The sequence below is a fragment of the Rhizobium grahamii CCGE 502 genome (assembly GCF_000298315.2).
GTDB lineage: Bacteria > Pseudomonadota > Alphaproteobacteria > Rhizobiales > Rhizobiaceae > Rhizobium > Rhizobium grahamii.
In genome coordinates this window covers 11,841-27,826 of the sequence record NZ_AEYE02000021.1, presented here as the reverse complement: position 1 = coordinate 27,826, position 15,986 = coordinate 11,841, and the positions used below count along the sequence as shown (strand labels likewise).

The 15,986-nt window shown below is 57.7% G+C and carries 13 protein-coding genes; 7 read left to right on the top strand and 6 right to left on the bottom strand.

The genetic code is table 11. The features are described 5' to 3' along the window. Positions 1-208: 208 nt before the first annotated feature. The 4 genes from RGCCGE502_RS17660 (at position 209) to RGCCGE502_RS17645 (ending at position 5,281) form a co-directional block, all read left to right on the top strand. Positions 209-982, top strand: coding sequence for a LamB/YcsF family protein (locus tag RGCCGE502_RS17660; RefSeq protein ID WP_016555549.1), 774 nt, complete (start codon positions 209-211; stop codon positions 980-982). Continuing rightward, positions 975-2,609, top strand: coding sequence for a 5-oxoprolinase subunit B/C family protein (locus tag RGCCGE502_RS17655; RefSeq protein WP_016555548.1), 1,635 nt, complete (start codon positions 975-977; stop codon positions 2,607-2,609). The genes RGCCGE502_RS17660 and RGCCGE502_RS17655 overlap by 8 nt, the downstream gene beginning before the upstream one ends. A gap of 4 nt (positions 2,610-2,613) precedes the next feature. Next, a complete protein-coding gene (locus RGCCGE502_RS17650; RefSeq protein WP_016555547.1) occupies positions 2,614-4,326 on the top strand; it encodes an acetyl/propionyl/methylcrotonyl-CoA carboxylase subunit alpha in 1,713 nt (570 codons plus the stop codon). Positions 4,327-4,420: 94 nt separating this feature from the next. Further along, positions 4,421-5,281, top strand: a complete 861-nt coding sequence (locus tag RGCCGE502_RS17645; RefSeq protein WP_019280093.1) for an urea carboxylase-associated family protein — start codon at positions 4,421-4,423, stop codon at positions 5,279-5,281. 109 nt (positions 5,282-5,390) lie between these two features. Here RGCCGE502_RS17645 and ku (RGCCGE502_RS17640) read toward each other — a convergent pair whose 3' ends face one another. Then, a complete protein-coding gene (gene ku / locus RGCCGE502_RS17640) occupies positions 5,391-6,209 on the bottom strand; it encodes a non-homologous end joining protein Ku (protein WP_016555545.1) in 819 nt (272 codons plus the stop codon). Between the two features lie 11 nt (positions 6,210-6,220). Then, the gene (gene ku, locus RGCCGE502_RS17635) at positions 6,221-7,117 is read right to left on the bottom strand and encodes a non-homologous end joining protein Ku (RefSeq protein WP_016555544.1); all 897 of its coding nucleotides are present in this window, start codon (positions 7,115-7,117) and stop codon (positions 6,221-6,223) included. A gap of 77 nt (positions 7,118-7,194) precedes the next feature. Here ku (RGCCGE502_RS17635) and RGCCGE502_RS17630 point away from each other — a divergent pair, with 77 nt between their 5' ends. From RGCCGE502_RS17630 to RGCCGE502_RS17620, 3 genes are all read left to right on the top strand, one after another. Continuing rightward, the gene (locus RGCCGE502_RS17630; protein WP_016555543.1) at positions 7,195-7,455 is read left to right on the top strand and encodes a hypothetical protein; all 261 of its coding nucleotides are present in this window, start codon (positions 7,195-7,197) and stop codon (positions 7,453-7,455) included. 851 nt (positions 7,456-8,306) lie between these two features. Next, a complete protein-coding gene (locus RGCCGE502_RS17625; RefSeq protein WP_341875038.1) occupies positions 8,307-8,648 on the top strand; it encodes an NUDIX hydrolase in 342 nt (113 codons plus the stop codon). Between the two features lie 189 nt (positions 8,649-8,837). Next, on the top strand, positions 8,838-9,353 hold the full coding sequence (locus RGCCGE502_RS17620) for an NUDIX hydrolase (RefSeq protein ID WP_016555541.1): 516 nt from the start codon (positions 8,838-8,840) through the stop codon (positions 9,351-9,353). Here the strand turns inward: RGCCGE502_RS17620 and RGCCGE502_RS17615 are convergent. The 4 genes from RGCCGE502_RS17615 to RGCCGE502_RS17600 are packed head-to-tail and all read right to left on the bottom strand — an operon-like array spanning position 9,350 to position 15,730. Continuing rightward, positions 9,350-10,900 carry an ATP-binding response regulator gene (locus tag RGCCGE502_RS17615; protein ID WP_016555540.1) on the bottom strand — a complete coding sequence of 517 codons (1,551 nt, stop codon included), beginning with the start codon at positions 10,898-10,900 and terminating at the stop codon, positions 9,350-9,352. The two genes, RGCCGE502_RS17620 and RGCCGE502_RS17615, sit on opposite strands and share 4 nt — an antisense overlap. Continuing rightward, positions 10,900-11,466, bottom strand: a complete 567-nt coding sequence (locus tag RGCCGE502_RS17610) for a chemotaxis protein CheB (protein WP_019280092.1) — start codon at positions 11,464-11,466, stop codon at positions 10,900-10,902. The genes RGCCGE502_RS17615 and RGCCGE502_RS17610 overlap by 1 nt, the downstream gene beginning before the upstream one ends. Beyond that, complete coding sequence (locus RGCCGE502_RS17605; RefSeq protein WP_040674951.1) at positions 11,463-12,299, bottom strand: CheR family methyltransferase; 837 nt, start codon at positions 12,297-12,299, stop codon at positions 11,463-11,465. The genes RGCCGE502_RS17610 and RGCCGE502_RS17605 overlap by 4 nt, the downstream gene beginning before the upstream one ends. Continuing rightward, positions 12,296-15,730, bottom strand: a complete 3,435-nt coding sequence (locus tag RGCCGE502_RS17600) for a response regulator (RefSeq protein ID WP_016555537.1) — start codon at positions 15,728-15,730, stop codon at positions 12,296-12,298. The genes RGCCGE502_RS17605 and RGCCGE502_RS17600 overlap by 4 nt, the downstream gene beginning before the upstream one ends. Between the last annotated feature and the right edge of the window lie 256 nt (positions 15,731-15,986).

Below are 15,986 nucleotides of genomic sequence, written 5' to 3'. Positions count from 1 at the left end.
TCGGCCAAGCTCTTCCACGGGGGAGGGGGTCAGCTCGCTCATCGCCTGGAAATCCTGTGCCGCGCGTATCCGCTCGGATTTTCCATGGCAGGTCTGGCATTCTCAGAAGCCGGCAACAACAAGCCCGCGCATTATTTCTGTCGCCGTTGATCCCTGAGGAATTATAGAACAATACTCTCGAATCCTCATTTTTCCGGTGGTGTGCGACATGACAAGTATCGACCTGAACAGCGATCTCGGCGAGAGCTTCGGACCTTGGCGAATGGGGGACGATGCTGCCATGCTGCAGATCGTGACGAGTGCCAACATCGCCTGCGGTTTTCACGCTGGTGATCCTGCTGGAATATTGAGCGTCTTGCGCGAAGCGGCCAATCGAGGGGTGGCAGTCGGAGCGCATGTTGGATATCGCGATCTTGCGGGCTTCGGTCGCCGCAATATGGACCCGTCGAGTGATGAGCTCGTTGGGGATACGATTTACCAGATCGGTGCATTGCAGGGCCTGGCTCGGGCGGCGGGAACATCGGTGCGATACGTCAAGCCCCATGGAGCGCTCTACAACACCATAGCCAACGACGCTCGACAGGCCGCGGATGTCATTGCCGCCATAAAGGCGATCAATCCCGACCTGGTATTCCTGGCGCTTGCCGGTGCCCCTGTCGTGAAGCAAGCCCGCGACGCTGGTTTGACGGTTGTGTCTGAGGCTTTTGCCGACCGGGCATACAATGCTGACGGAAGTCTTGTCAGCCGTCGGCTGCCGGGTTCGGTCATTCACGATCCGGGGATCATTGCCGAACGCATGCTCAAGATGGTGAGAGAAAAGCGCGTCACGACAATCGACGGCATCGATATTCCGCTTGAGGCGGAGTCGATTTGCGTTCATGGCGACACTCCGGCGGCGGTCGGCATCGCCCACACGTTGCGTGAAACATTTGAAAAGCGCGGTATTGAACTGAAGTCCTTCGCTGGCGTCTCAAATGGGTGAACTGTTCCGCTTTCTTCCTGCTGGCAGCGACAGCTTTCTCGTCGAGCTCGAGGATCTCGACGCGACCTTGACGCTCCTCGATGCGCTTCTCGCCACACCGCTTCATGGTGTGGTAGAGGCAATTCCTGCAGCGCGCACCGTGATGATAAAGTTCGATCCGTTTCTGGCCGATCGCCCGACATTGACGAATTCGATTTCGCGAATGGATCTGTCGAAGCGCAGTGTCCGGCAGGGCGGTCTGTTTGAAATCCCGGTAACTTATGATGGTGCTGACCTCGAGGAGGTGGCGAAGCTGCTTGGCTGGTCGGTGGAAGAGGTTATCCGCCGGCACACAGACGCGACGTATACGGTCGCCTTCACCGGTTTTGCTCCCGGCTTTGCCTACATGACCTGCGATGACGAGGGCTTTGATGTGCCGCGACGCAAGAGCCCGCGTGTAAGGGTCCCTGCCGGGTCGGTGGCATTGGCTGGAAAGTTTGGCGGGATCTACCCGTCCGACAGTCCTGGAGGCTGGCAGTTGCTTGGATCGACGTCTCTGAAAATGTGGGACACCACGCGTGACCGCCCGGCCCTGCTGGCGCCAGGCGATCGCGTCCGATTTCGGAATCTGCCTGAGAGCGCGGCCATTGCCTTGAATTCGGGGGAAGGCCAGACGACACCCGCGCCTCCGCTCGCAACGGAGGGCCTTCGCGCGACACGGTCGGATCGCCCCACCCTCTATCAGGATCTTGGTCGAAGGGGCCGGTCAAGCCAGGGCGTTTCGGAATCCGGGGCCGTCGACCGCGGTGCAATGCAGGCTGCCAATCTTCTTCTCGGTAATTCTCGCGACGAAGCTGTCATCGAAGTGACCCTTGGCGGATTCGCCCTTCAGGCGGACCGGGCAGTGACCGTCGCGGTGACTGGTGCCCCTTGCTCCCTGACGATCCGAACGCAAGCTGGAAGCGAGGTCAAAGCGCCATTTGCCCGCGCCTTTGCGCTCGACGCGGGAGACGAGTTGTCCATGGGTGTTCCGTCCGCCGGGATGCGAAGCTATCTTGCGCTTCGTGGAGGTTTTGTGGTCGAGCGGGTGCTTGGCTCCGCCGCAACCGATACGCTGGCAAAGGTTGGGCCAGAAGTCATCCAGGCGGGCAGTCTTCTGGTTCCAGCTGCAAAGCTGGCCTCTGCCGTCGACCCGATCCCGCTAGAACCTTATGACCTGCCGCGTGCGGGTGACGTGGTCGAGCTTGACGTCATTCCCGGGCCGCGGACTGACTGGTTCACGCTGGCGGGAATTGAAACGCTGCAGACGCAGGAGTGGCACGTCACGCCACACTCGAGCCGCATCGGCATGCGGCTGTCCGGAAGCTCTCCTATCGAGAGAAGTGTTCAAAAAGAACTTCCTTCCGAAGGCACCGTGCTCGGCGCTATCCAGGTTCCTGCCGATGGCCAACCGGTTCTTTTCCTGGCCGACCATCCGCTAACCGGCGGCTATCCCGTTATCGGTGTCGTGGCCGGCCACCATCTGGATCTTGCTGGCCAGATCCCGATCGGGGCGCGAATCCGCTTCAAGCTGATTGCCGCCTTCGATCCACAGGTGAGGGTGGCAGAACCACTTGCCCCGGTCGCTTCGATCCCACAGGAAGACTGATTTGATGAAAAAGCTGCTGATCGCCAATCGAGGTGAAATCGCCGTCCGCATCATTCGCGCAGCGCGCGACTATGGCATCGCTTCGGTCGCCATTTATTCTGATGCGGATGCCAACGCGCTGCACGCAGAACTCGCTGACGAAGCCTATGGCCTGGGTTCTGGCCGTCCAGCAGAGACCTATTTGCATATCGGGCGTATCCTTGAGGTTGCAAGGCGCTCAGGCGCGGATGCCGTCCATCCGGGCTATGGGTTCTTGTCGGAACGTTCCGAATTCGCAAGCGCTGTGATCGATGCCGGGCTGACATGGGTCGGTCCCTCACCTGAGGTCATCGCAGCTCTTGGTGACAAGGTCGAGGCACGGCGCGTTGCCGAAAAGGTCGGCGCGCCGCTGGTCATGGGATCGAAGGGCCCGATTGCTTCCGCGGCCGACGCGGTCGCCTTTGCAGGCGAAGTCGGCCTACCTCTTGCCATTAAGGCAGCGTTTGGCGGTGGCGGTCGTGGGATGAAAGTCGCTCGCCGGCTCGATGAGGTTGGCGAGCTTTTCAGTTCCGCCGTTCGTGAGGCGACCGAAGCTTTTGGCCGTGGCGAATGCTATGGCGAGCAATTCCTCGAGAAACCGCGCCACATCGAGGCGCAGGTGATCGCCGACACCCATGGCAACACAGTTGTACTCGGGACGCGGGACTGCACGTTGCAGCGTCGCAATCAGAAGCTTGTCGAGGAAGCACCTGCGCCCTTCATCACCGAGGAGCAGCGCAACCGCATTCATGAGGCCGCCAGGGCGATTTGTGCCGAGGTCGGATACTGCGGGGCTGGTACCGTCGAGTTCCTGTTGTCGCAAGATGGCGTCATTTCGTTTCTCGAGGTCAATACCCGCCTCCAGGTCGAACATCCCGTGACCGAGGAGACGACGGGCATTGACATCGTGGTCGAACAGCTACGCATCGCCGACGGGCTGCCGCTCTCTGTCACAGAAACACCGCAACCGCGCGGCCACGCGTTTGAATTCCGTATCAATGCCGAGGATCCTGGAAGAGGGTTCCTGCCGACACCAGGCCTGATCACCGGCTTTCGAGCCCCGTCGGGCATTGGCATTCGCCTGGATACAGGCGTCGAAGCAGGCTCCGAAATTCCGGACCTTTACGATTCCATGATGGCGAAGCTCATCGTGACCGGATCATCGCGCACCCAGGCGCTTGAGCGTGCACGCCGTGCACTGGCCGAGTTTCATATTGAGGGAGTTGCCTCGGTTCTGCCGTTTCACCGCGCAGTTGTCAACGAGCGTGACTTCACAGGTGAGGATGGGTTCAGGATCTCCACAAACTGGATTGAAACGGAGTTTGCCGGGGTCCTGCCCGCACCACGTGTCGACCCTGTTGAGGGCGGCCTCATCCGCAGCTTTCTCGAGATCGACGGCAAGCGCCATGAACTCGGTTTACCAGCTGGCCTGTTTTCGGCCTCTGGCGCCGCTGCGATCAAACCGGCTGGCGAAACGGCTCGTGTCAGCGAAGGAGCGGTCACGACCCCCATTCCCGGCACGCTTCGTCAGTGGCTTGTCGATGATGGTGCTGATGTCAATGAAGGCGATGTCGTTGCGATCGTGGAGGCTATGAAAATGGAAACGCGGATTTCTGCACCACGGTCCGGGCGTATCAGTCTTATCGCCGAGATCGACGCGGTCCTTGGCGTCGGCGCCAAGCTGGCGACGATCCGGTGACGTCGGTGAATGTAACGCTGGGGCAAAAGAGTCGGTTGAAACCGGCCACGGTTATGGGTAGATGTCCTCCAACAACACTAGGGAGAGGACTGGGATGAAGCCTCAACCCATCACTGACGCCCCCCCAGATGCCGCTGAGCGCAGGGGGATTGCTCCTGTGCTCTGCTATCCGGTGCAAGCCCTGCGACGTCCCGATCTCAAGGGCTACCGGGCCTTGCGGGCCGATCTTAGGCTTGTGAAGCGCGTGACGGTTCCGGCGCGAGATGCGGCATGCTGGACGGTGCCGACAGGGTATTTCTGTCGCATAGTCTGCAGCGAGGGTGCGCAGGTCGGTGATCTCAATCTGTTCAATGCCAACAACATCAATGAGCGGCTTTATACGGGCAAAACCCGCGCCTTGAACGGGACCCATGTTGGGCTTGGCGACCAGCTGTTCTCGAATATGCCTTATCTCAGGCCAATCGCTACGATCACCCATGATACGCTTGACTGGTATGGCTTCGACGCGTTTGGGGGCTCGGTGCACGACGTAATTGGTACGCGCTGCGATCCCTATACGTATAACCTTCTAAGCGAAGGGGGACAGTATCATCACTGCTGTCATTCAAATCTGACACGGGCCTTTGCTGAGGAAACGGGAATGCCCTTGGACGAAGCGTCGACACACATCCACGATGTGCTGAACGTCTTCATGTGCACCGGTTTTACCCGGGACACGGGCCAGTACTTCATGAAGGCGAGCCCGGTGCGCCCTGGCGACTACCTGGAGTTCTTCGCAGAAATAGATCTGCTCGCGTGTATGTCCGCCTGTCCAGGCGGTGATTGCTCGACTGAGCATTCTTCAGATGCTGCCGCCTGCTTTCCGCTTGAAGTCGAAGTCTATCGCCCGTCGAGCCTGCCAGAGGGTTGGATTCCATCGCAGGTCAACGGCTATGATGGAACTCACGGCGTTTAGGACCTATCGTCGAGGATCTCTCCCCTAGTGGGCAAATGGTGGGCAAGCGAGATTTCATTGGACCTCGTCCTATAGCGATGTATGCTCGCAACAGATAGAGATCGCTGGTTCAATCCGATCTCTTTCTCCCCTTCAGGTCGGCCTGCACGCTTCTTTTCAGGGCGTCCATGATATTGATGACGTTGGAAGGTTGGGTGTCGCCCTCTTTCTTGCCTTTCACCGGGGCTGTCTTCTTCGTTGCCTTCTTTTTAGAGGCGATGAGCTTCAGCAGACTTTCCTGAATGGGATCGGTGACCATCGAGGGCGACCAATTCTCAGTTCGCGGCTTGATCATCTTCTGGATGGAGGCAACGGTTTTTGCTTCGGCCTTTTTGTCTATATCCTGGAAATAGGCCGCCTCAGGTCGGACTTCATCGCCAAATCGAAGCGTCCAGACAACGATGCCATTGCCGCGCGGTTCCAGGACAATGGCCCGTTCGCGGCGTCCGATCACTACCCGGGAAACGCCAACCACCCCTTCCGCCTTCATGGCTTCGCGGATAACGGCGAAGGCTTCATTCCCTATCTTGTCATTGGGTACCATGTAGTGGGGGGTATCCAGATAGATCCACTCGATGCTTTCCCTAGGAACAAATGTCTCGATGTCTATCGTCCTGACCGTATCGAGCGAAACAGACTCGAGCTCCTCATCTGTCAGGAGCACATAGTCGTTCTCACCTCGTACATAGCCTTTGGCTTCGTTCTCCTCTGTGACCGGCTTGCCGGTCACGGAATCGACATATCGGGAAACAACACGATGACCGGTTTGCTTGTTGAGCGTGTGGAACCGCACTTTTTCGCTCTCGGACGTCGCAGGTGTCAGATCGACCGGGCATGTGACGAGGGATAGTTTCAGGTAACCCTTCCAGTACGGGCGGCGCGCTGCCATTGATGTTCTCCCTAACTCGCCTTCTTGCGCGTGGCTTTCGCAGCAGACTTCGAAGCTGCGGTCTTTCCAGACTTGCTGGCGTTGGCATTTGCAGCTTTCGTTTTGCGCTTTGCTCCGCCGGATTTCGCACCGCCGAAGCCCGCGCTTTCGCGCAGCGCTTTCAGAAGTTCATTGGGCTTGGAGACCTGGATAGGCTTGGCTTTCGGAAGGGCACGCCCCTCGGCTTTCGCTTTCACCAGTTCGGCTACAGCATTTTCGTAACGGTCATCGAACGTGGACGGGTCGAAATCCCCTTTTTTAGTCTCGATGATATGCTTGGCAAGATCGAGCATTTCGTCCTCGACCTTTATGTCCGGTATGTCTTTGAATGCTTGATCGGATGGCCGAACCTCATAATCGAAATTGAGGGTGGTCGCGATCATTCCCCGATCGTGGGCGCGGATGAGAACCGTCCGCATCCGGCGGAACAGTACCGTGCGTGAGATCGCCACAACATCCGATTTGATCATGGCGTCACGGAGCGCGGCGAAAGGCTCTTCGGAGACATCATCCGACGGAACAAGGTAATAGGGCTTGTCAAAATATAGGTCATCTACCTCTGAGCAGGGTATAAATGCTTCGAGATCAAGCGTTTTGTCCGATTCAGGAATGACGGCCGCCACCTCTTCCGGATCAATCATGATGTAGTCGCCGGCGGTGGTTTCAAATCCTTTGACCTGATCTTCGCGCTCGACGACCTTGTCGGTCTCGCTGTCGATAAATTCGCGGCGTACGCGATTGCCGGTCGCCTTGTTGATCGTATGGAATGAGATGCGCTCAGACGTTGAGGCGGCCGTGTACAACCCGACAGCGCAGCTGATCTCGCCGATTTTGATGTGTCCTTTCCACTGGGCACGATTAGCGGCCATGGTCAAAACTCCCTCTGGAACTTTACGCGTAACTTAATGTTGAGCCTTTCGTTCCGAGACAGGAGAGAGATTGGTCGATGAAGCACGGAAGAGGCCGGGACAACGACGGTGATATGAGCAACAGCGAGAACTCGATTGTCGTGGAGGCTGTTGCCGCATGGTTCCGCTTTTATGTCACACCCTTCGATGAGAAAATTGCGGAGTTGCTATGTGACGACGCAATAAGGCTTTGCTCCATAGGCATCAGCGAAACTGAAATCACCGGGTATTTGATCCGAACCCATGTCGGATCGGCCTTTTCCATCGGCAATGCGCCGTCCTCAAGCGCGCGCCATTGAACAATACTTGCTTCCACCGCTAGCGATACCGAACCGCCTTAATGGATGAAGGATGGTTGTGCAGAGATGCCGACGCTGGTGTTGCAACGCCCCATCTCGAGAAGTAGCAGCCTAACGGCGAGGCGGGAGTGGATCCACACATCAAGCGCCACGCATCCGGCCGGAGAAACTCCGTTTTGGTCTCCGGCCAGATGCTCATTGATCCAAGAGGGGCTGGGGTAGGCTCCAGGATCAACGTGTCGATCGAACAATAGGTCGCCACATTTGACGGCAGCAGCTTCTAAAAGAGACCCGCCGAGGCGGGCCAGTTTTCGCCACATGGAACTGGGAGGTAGTTCCGAAGCGAGTTTTAGCAAGCACTAATTAATAAATCGTTAAGTGTGGTTCCGGCTCAACATAGTGAGCCTACCGGACACAAAGGAAGCGGTTGCTCTGACAGCCGTTCACACCAGCCTCCTGCCTGCCTTGATGTGCCGCCCCCTTGAGCAATCGCATCGGGCCGCACATGCCTGGGGGCGCTTCTCGCATGGTGCCGGTTGGTATCAGTCATCTCACCGTCATGGCTGATGTTTAAAATTGCAGGTTAATCACTGCAGTGCTGTCACTCCGTGTCGCTCGGGGATTCACCCGCGAATCCGGAAGTTCCCGTCCAGCCACGGCCACGCAACGCCATCGATCACTGATCCTAGCGCTTAGACACAACCGCGGACCCGGGCTCCGAGATGTATCGAAGGGCGTCCATTGATACACCTGTTTGAGGACCGAACATTCGAGGCGACTGAGGGCCAGTCGGATCTCCTGATGCAGGTCGGGGCGCTCTGCGTGCGTGACACGCCGGATGGGCCGGATTACTGCTTATCACGACACGCGAATCCAAACGCTGGACGATCCCAAAGGGATGGCCGATCCCTGGCCTTTCCTCTCACAGAACGGCGGAAAGGGAGGCTTGGGAAGAAGAGGGTGTGATCGGGAAGGTCAAGCGAAAGCTGTATGACCATTTCCGGCATGCGAAGGTGCTCGACGACCGCCGCGAGGTTGAGGTTGTCGTCGCTGTGCACATGTTGAAAGTTCAACGACGGAAAAAGCAGTTCCCAGAGATGGCAGAGCGCCATGTAGCCTGGATGAGGCCGGCCGAAGCCGCAAACTGCGTCAGGGAGCCGGACCTGAAACAGCTTTTGCTGTCCGTCTCATGAAACGCGCCGGTATCCGGGCAGTTTTCCGCCACCACACGGTACGATTGCCGACTTCCAACGTTTGTAGCCGGCAAATAGTTCAACTTTTCGTATCTGGTTATCGTGGGCCTTTTTCGATAAACACGCCAGACGCAACGGTGTGGATGTCGGCTCCCCGACGCTATTGATAGCCACGTCAAAGGAGATGCCATGTTGGAGCACACTCCGGAGTTTCAATCCGTTTTGCGGCACCGCCTCCCAGACATTCCACAGGCTGGCGCAGTCTGCCTCCGGCGCACGGGACAAGACGTCGAGATCCTGCTCGTTGGCAGCAAGCGAAACGGCCGGTGGGGGCTGCCAAAAGGTCATATCGAGGGAAGCGAAACGACGTACGCGGCCGCAGAACGAGAAGCGTTCGAGGAGGCCGGGATACGGGGGAAGGTGTCGGTGCGACCTTTCGGTGATTTCACCTACTTCAAGGGCGCCGACATGCAGCGATACAAGGTCACCTCGCACATCTTGCATGTCACGTCGGTCGCGGACACGTTCCCCGAATACAAGACGCGGGAAACCAGGTGGTTTCTGATCAATGACGCCGCGATCGAGGCGGGCCAGCCAGGCTTGCGTGCTCTGTTGAAAAGATTGCTTTTAGAAGCATCAACTTCAGGGAACCTGTCCCGGGCGATGACCGATTTTGAGGTTGCCCCAATTTGGTATGATCCCTAAGTGATAGAAGCGAGAACTCCGCTGAGCTCCTCCAGATTCACGGGTTTCGTGAGATGGTGGTTGAAGCCGGCGGCGGCGGCGAGTGCCTTATCCTTGCTTTGGCCCCAGCCCGTTTGCGCCACAATGGGTATGTCCTTGAACTCGTGGTCGGCTCGAAAAGCCCGACACACCTCGTAGCCGTCCATATGCGGTAGGCCGATGTCGAGCAGCACGACGTCGGGGTGAAACCGGCGCGCTTCCTGTAGAGCCTCCCTACCGTCGTGAACGAGGTGATACTCATGCCCGACCTCCTCCAGCATCCAGCCCACGACCCGAGCGACGTCCACGTTGTCGTCCACTACGAGAACTTTAAGCGCGCTCTCCAAAACTGTGCCGCTGGATGGTCCGCATAGGGTCGCCGAAGTTTCAAACGGCGCGGCAACGAGAGGAAGGCGAACGATAAATGAGGTTCCGTTGCCGACCGGAGCAGCTGTCGCCACAATATGACCGCCGTGCAAGGTCACGAGCTGCTGCACAAGCGATAGACCGATACCAAGGCCGCCCTGAGACCTGTTCAGGTGATCATCCACCTGCGTGAAAAGCTGGAACACCTTCGATCGCATGTCGTCGGGAATGCCGATACCGGTGTCGGACACCGTGATGACGGCATCTGTTCCATCGGCATGCGCGGATATTGCGATCTGTCCGTTATCAGGCGTGTATTTGGTTGCATTGTTCAACAGGTTGGCGACAACTTGCGAAAGGCGCGCGGGATCGCCCTCTACCCAGATCGGCTCGCTAGGCAGATCGGTGCTGAGGGCATGTTTCGCCGCGTCAATTGCGGGGCGGCTTGCCTCCACTGCGGCGTTGAGAACGTCCTGAACCTTGACGGGCTCCTTGCGAAGTTCGATCTTGCCCTGGCTCACGCGAGAGACGTCGAGAAGGTCATCGATCAACCGCACGAGGTGGGAGAGCTGGCGATCCATGGTAGCACGGATCCTATCGGCCTCGGTACTGGCTGGGTTTCTCTTCAGAACGTCGAGCCCATGTCGCAAAGGGGTGAGGGGGTTGCGCAGTTCATGAGCCAGTGTCGCAAGAAAGATGTCTTTCCTTTGGTCAGCCTCCTTCAGGGCTTTCGCCCGTGCCTCGAGTTCGTCCCGTTGCATTGCCAGCTGCTGGCGCTGCCGATAGAGCTCGAAGAAAACGTCCGCCTTGCTGCGGAGAATGTCGGTTTCGATCGGCTTCTGGATAAAGTCGACGGCGCCAGCTTCGTATCCCTGGAAACGCCAGGTGCCATCAGGGCTACCTGCGGTAACGAACATGATCGGAACACGACGCGAACGCTCATTGCCTCGCATCAACTCGGCGAGCTCGAAGCCGTTCATTCCGGGCATCTGCACGTCTATGAGAGCAAGCGCTACATCATGCTTCAGGAGGAGCTCCAGAGCCTCGTCACCCGAGCGTGCTTTCAGGAGTTTCAAACCCTCGCGACGTAGGAGCGCCTCCAGCGAGATGAGGTTCTCTTCGAGATCGTCGACAAGGAGGAAGGACACGGGGTCCATGAGCATTACACCTTCTTCAAGTATTCGGTTATCGCAACAAGCGACATGATTTTCGCGTCCGGGCAGGCTCCGATCGCCGCTTCGGGCATTGCCTTGGCAAAAGCGTCGTGCGGATTTTGGACGACAGCTGTACCCCCTGCCTCGACAACCGCCTTCAAGCCTGCCGCTCCATCCTGATTTGCACCGGTCAGCACTATCGCTATCAGACCCGAGCCGTAAACCTGTGCGGCGGTTTCGAACAACACATCGATGGATGGTCGCGAAAACATGATCGGATCGTCGGTGGATAACGACAGGGACTGGGGTGATTCAACAAGCAGATGATAGCCTGGCGGCCCAAAAAACACCGTGCCAGCTTTGATCGGTTCCTTGTCCTCCGCCTCGCACACTTCAAGCTCGCATTTTGCCTGGAACAGTTCGGCAAGCACGCTTCGTTTGTCAGGAGGGACATGCACCACCACAAATACAGGCAAGCGAAATCCGGTCGGCAGACCCGGCAGAATGACCGACAACGCATCCAGCGCACCGGCCGACGCGCCGATCACAACAGCTCCATGGCGTTCAATACTCATCGCCACACCCTCTGGTAGATCTTCTCCTCGCGAACAAATTCCTTGAAGGATCGTGAATGCGACGAAAACCGGATGCTTTCCTTGGACCCGAGACCCAGGAAGCCATTTCGGGGCAAGGAGTCTTTGAACAACCCAAGTGCCCGGTCCTGCAGCAATCGATCGAAATAGATCATGACGTTTCGACAGGAAACCAGGTTCATCTCGCCAAAAACGGCGTCAGTAACCAGGCTGTGGTCGGAAAAGACGACATTGCGGCGCAGGGTTTTGTCAAATGTTGCCCGTCCGTACGCAGCCATGTAGTAGTCCGACAGCGAGGATCTACCGCCGGACTTTCGGTGGTTTTCCGTAAACATCCGGATCCGGTCCAGATCGTAGATCCCAGTCTCAGCAGCATTCAACGCCTCCTGATTGATATCGGTAGCGTAGAAGATGGTGCGCTCCTCGAGCCCTTCTTCGCGAAAGAGGACTACCATCGAATAGAGTTCTTCTCCGCTGCTGCAGCCTGCGATCCAGACCTTCAGGGACGGATAGGTTCGAAGGTGCGGGATGACGCTCTCTCTGATTGCCTTGAAGTAGGTCGGATCCCTGAACATTTCGCTGACCTGGACCGTCAGGTAACCTAGCAGATAGGGCAACGCCGACGGGTCGTGGAGTACGTTCTCCTGGAGCGCGGAATAAGTTGTGAAGCCGAGGTTCTCACGCGCCTGTTTCAGGCGTCGCTTGATTGACGCCATCGCATAGTTTCTGAAATCGTAGTGGTAACGCACGTAGAGCGCTTCCAGCAGCAGCCGGATTTCGATGTCCTCGATGTTTGCAGTATTCGTTTCGGTCACCGGGGCATCCACACGCGTACCAGTGACATTAATTTTTCGACGTCGAGCGGTTTGGCCATGTAGTCATTGGCGCCCGCCTCGATGCAGCGCTGCTGGTCGTCTGGCATCGCCTTCGCCGTCAGCGTGATGATAGGGAGCTTTTTCCAGGCAGCGTTTTTCCGAATTTCCCGCGTCGCCGTCAGCCCATCCATGACCGGCATCATTACGTCCATGAGGACAAGGTCGATTGCATTTGACGGATCGTCAGTGGATTTCGAAAGTGCATCGATCGCCTCCTGGCCGTTCCTCGCAATTTCGATCATTGCTCCTCGCGGCTCCAGAATATTGGTCAGCGCATACACGTTCCTTACGTCATCCTCGACTACCAGGATTCTGCGTCCTTCGAGAAGCGCGTCCCGATTTCTGGCCTTCCGGATCATTTTCTGCTGCTCGTCGGGAAGATCGGAAACGACCTGGTGTAGGAACAACGTCACCTCGTCAAGCAGACGTTCCGGGGATTTCGCGCCTTTAACGATGATCGATTTCGAGTAACGACGCAGCTTTTGCTCATCGTCGGCCGAAAGCACCCGCCCGGTATAGACGATAACGGGAGGAAAGGAATGATCGCTGTCCTGGCTGATTGTTTCCAGGAGCGAATATCCGGAAGCATCTGGCAGCGACAGATCGAGGACAATGCAATCGAATGTCTGCTCTTTCAGCAACTTCAGACATTCTGCCGCGGTCCCCGCGCTGACTGTTTCAACTTCATGGGACGTCAGCAATCTCGCCACAGCCTCGCGCTGAACCTCGTTGTCCTCCACGATCAGCACGCGATGCATGCGCTGCGAGAGCTTCGATTCCAACCTTTCGAGTACTTCGACCAGCTGTTCCCTTTTTACAGGCTTGAGCATGTAGCCCACCGCCCCGAGAGAAAACGCCGTTTCCGTGTAATCGTTGGCGGATACGATGTGGATTGGAATATGCCGCGTTTGCACGTCGCGCTTCAGCCTGTCGAGGACGGAGAGGCCCGACTGGTCGGGCAAGCCAACATCAAGCACGATCGCACTCGGCATGAACTGCCGGGCAAGACCAAGAGCCTCGTGGGCGGTACCGGCGACGATTGCACGGAATCCCTTCTCGCGGGCGAGATCACGAAGGATTGTGGCGAAGCTGTCATCGTCCTCGATCACGAGGAGAAGATGCCGAGCGTCCGAGGGGGCGGCTCGATCATCTTCGATAATCTGAGGTCGCTGCAGTTGCGGGCCAGCTCGCTCATCAATTGGGGTGGCTACGGCTGGTGTAACTGGTATCGCTGGAAGGGAATCCCGGGGAGCGACCTTCGCTGGATCGTAGGATTGCGGGATGACAACAGTGAACGTGCTGCCTTGTCCCTCGCGGCTGGTGAGGTGGATGGTGCCACCCAGCAAGCGAACGAGCTCACGTGAAATCGAGAGCCCGAGGCCGGTTCCGCCATACCTGCGGCTGATGGTTCCATCGGCCTGATGGAAAGCCTGGAAGATACTCTGCTGCTGCGTTTCGGCAATACCGATGCCGGTGTCGCGAACGGCAAAAGCGACCTGGCCAGCAGGCGCTGGCGCAAGCGCGACGGTTACATGTCCCCTTTCGGTAAACTTGAAGGCATTTGCCAAAAGGTTCTTCAGGACCTGCTCGAGTTTCTGGGGGTCGGTTTCGATAACGGTCGGGCTGTCGGGGGCAAGCTCAACCTGGAACCCAAGCCCCTTGTTCAATGCTACCGGCCTGAAAAGCTGTGACAAGTTGTCCGCTAGCCGCTCGACCGATACCGGCTCCGGCTTTACGTCAACATGTCCCGCCTCGATCTTCGACAAGTCTAGAATATCGTTGATCAGATTGAGGAGGTCATTGCCCGATGACTGGATCGTCTGGGCATATTTTACCTGTTCTTCCGTGAGGTTCTCATCCGCGTTGTCGGCGAGCAGTTTGGCGAGAATGAGGGATGAATTCAGCGGTGTCCGAAGCTCGTGCGACATGTTGGCAAGAAAATCCGATTTGTAACGGCTTGCCTGTTCGAGCTCTCGCGCCTTAAGCTCTATTGAAGTGTTGACGCGTTCGAGATCATCGCGTTGAATTTCAAGTTGCCGGGCCTGCTCCTCGAGCTGCGAGTTGGTCTGCTCCAGTTCCGCCTGTTGCTGCTCCAGGCGAGCTTGAGATTCTTTCAGCGCCCGGCCTTGCTCTTCAAGCTCCTCGTTCGACACGCGCAGCTCCTCGCTCTGAACCTGTAGTTCTTCAGATTGGCGCTGAGTCTCCTCAAGCAGGTTCTGGAGTTCGCTTCGATAGCTCGCCGAGCGAATTGACGTTGCGATGGTCGATGAAGCCTGCTCGAGGAAGACGAGCACGTGTTCGGGGACTGGCCGAAGAAAGCCGAGCTCGATAACAGAATTGACGTTCCCATCGACAACACTCGGCAGGATCACCAGATTCCGGGGCTTGTCGCTGCCGAGCGAGGAACCAAAGGCAAGGTAGCCGTCAGGGACATCGTTGATGGTGAGGATCCGGTGTTCGGCGGCCGCTTGGCCAAGCAGTCCTTCTCTTCCGCTGAACCTTGCCGGGATGGCAGCCCCAGAAGGCACGCCGTAGGTGGAGGCTCGACGATACCAGTCCTTGTCGCCGACGAAGATCGCGCCGGCTACTGCCCCTGCGTAGCGTGCCATGAATTCGAGGATGCTGTTGCCGAGCTCGTCAGTCCGCTGGTCGCCCATCATGGCGCCAGCCAGGCCAAGATGACCAGTCCTCTGCCAGTCACCGTAGCGCCGAGCGTTTGTGGCCCTGCGCACGAGGACACCGATTGCAATCGTGAGAAGAATTCCAAGCAGCGCCGCGAGAGCGCTGGTCACCAGCGCGGTCGTGTAGGCGGTCTCCATTTCGGTCAGCCGCTGCGAGCGAAGATTGGATTCTTCCTGCGTCATGGAGAAGAGGTGCGAACGCAACGCATCCATCTCGATCTTGCCGCGATCTGAATTGATCAAAGCGAGAGCTGGTTCAAATCCTCGCGCGCGCCTTGCGTGGATTGTGTCCTTCAATTCCGAGAGCTTTGCATCAACACGCTGCCTGAGCACAGGTAGAAGGCGCTGCTGGTCGGGATTGTCATTTGTCAGGTCTGCAATCTCGGCGAACCGCTGCGGAATGTCCGCCAGGGCAGCTTGGTAAGGATCAAGATACCGTTCGTTTCCCGTCAGCACGAAGCCGCGCTGGCCGGTTTCTGCATCCTGGACACTCGACAGCAGCTTACCCAGGGACACGATGACCTCGTGCGTGTGGACGACCCGAGCGTTGTTGTCCCGGAGTGAATGCAGATTGAAGTAGCCGATCGCGCCGCTGACGATGAAGAAGACGATAGCGCTCGCCAACGCCAATGCCACGACAGGCTCAAGGCCAGTTTTGAGCCTGTTGGTGGATACTGCGGCATGCAACATAAACGCTTCTCGCAAATGTGTGAGGTCGATCCGGGAAGCCTGGCCAGATTGAGTTGCGGCCTCACAGTCGGATCATGAGGAAGTGTCGGCGCGAGATAGCGCCTTTCAATAAAAGGTCAATGCTAGATTTCGCAGGCTGTAGCGGTCAAAGCTGACGTAGAGGAGGGCAATAGCAACGTGTTTCAGAGACGGACACAGCGTCACACCCGCTGGATTGAAAAAACTGGCGACCTCGACAATGTAGATTGCCCCTGGG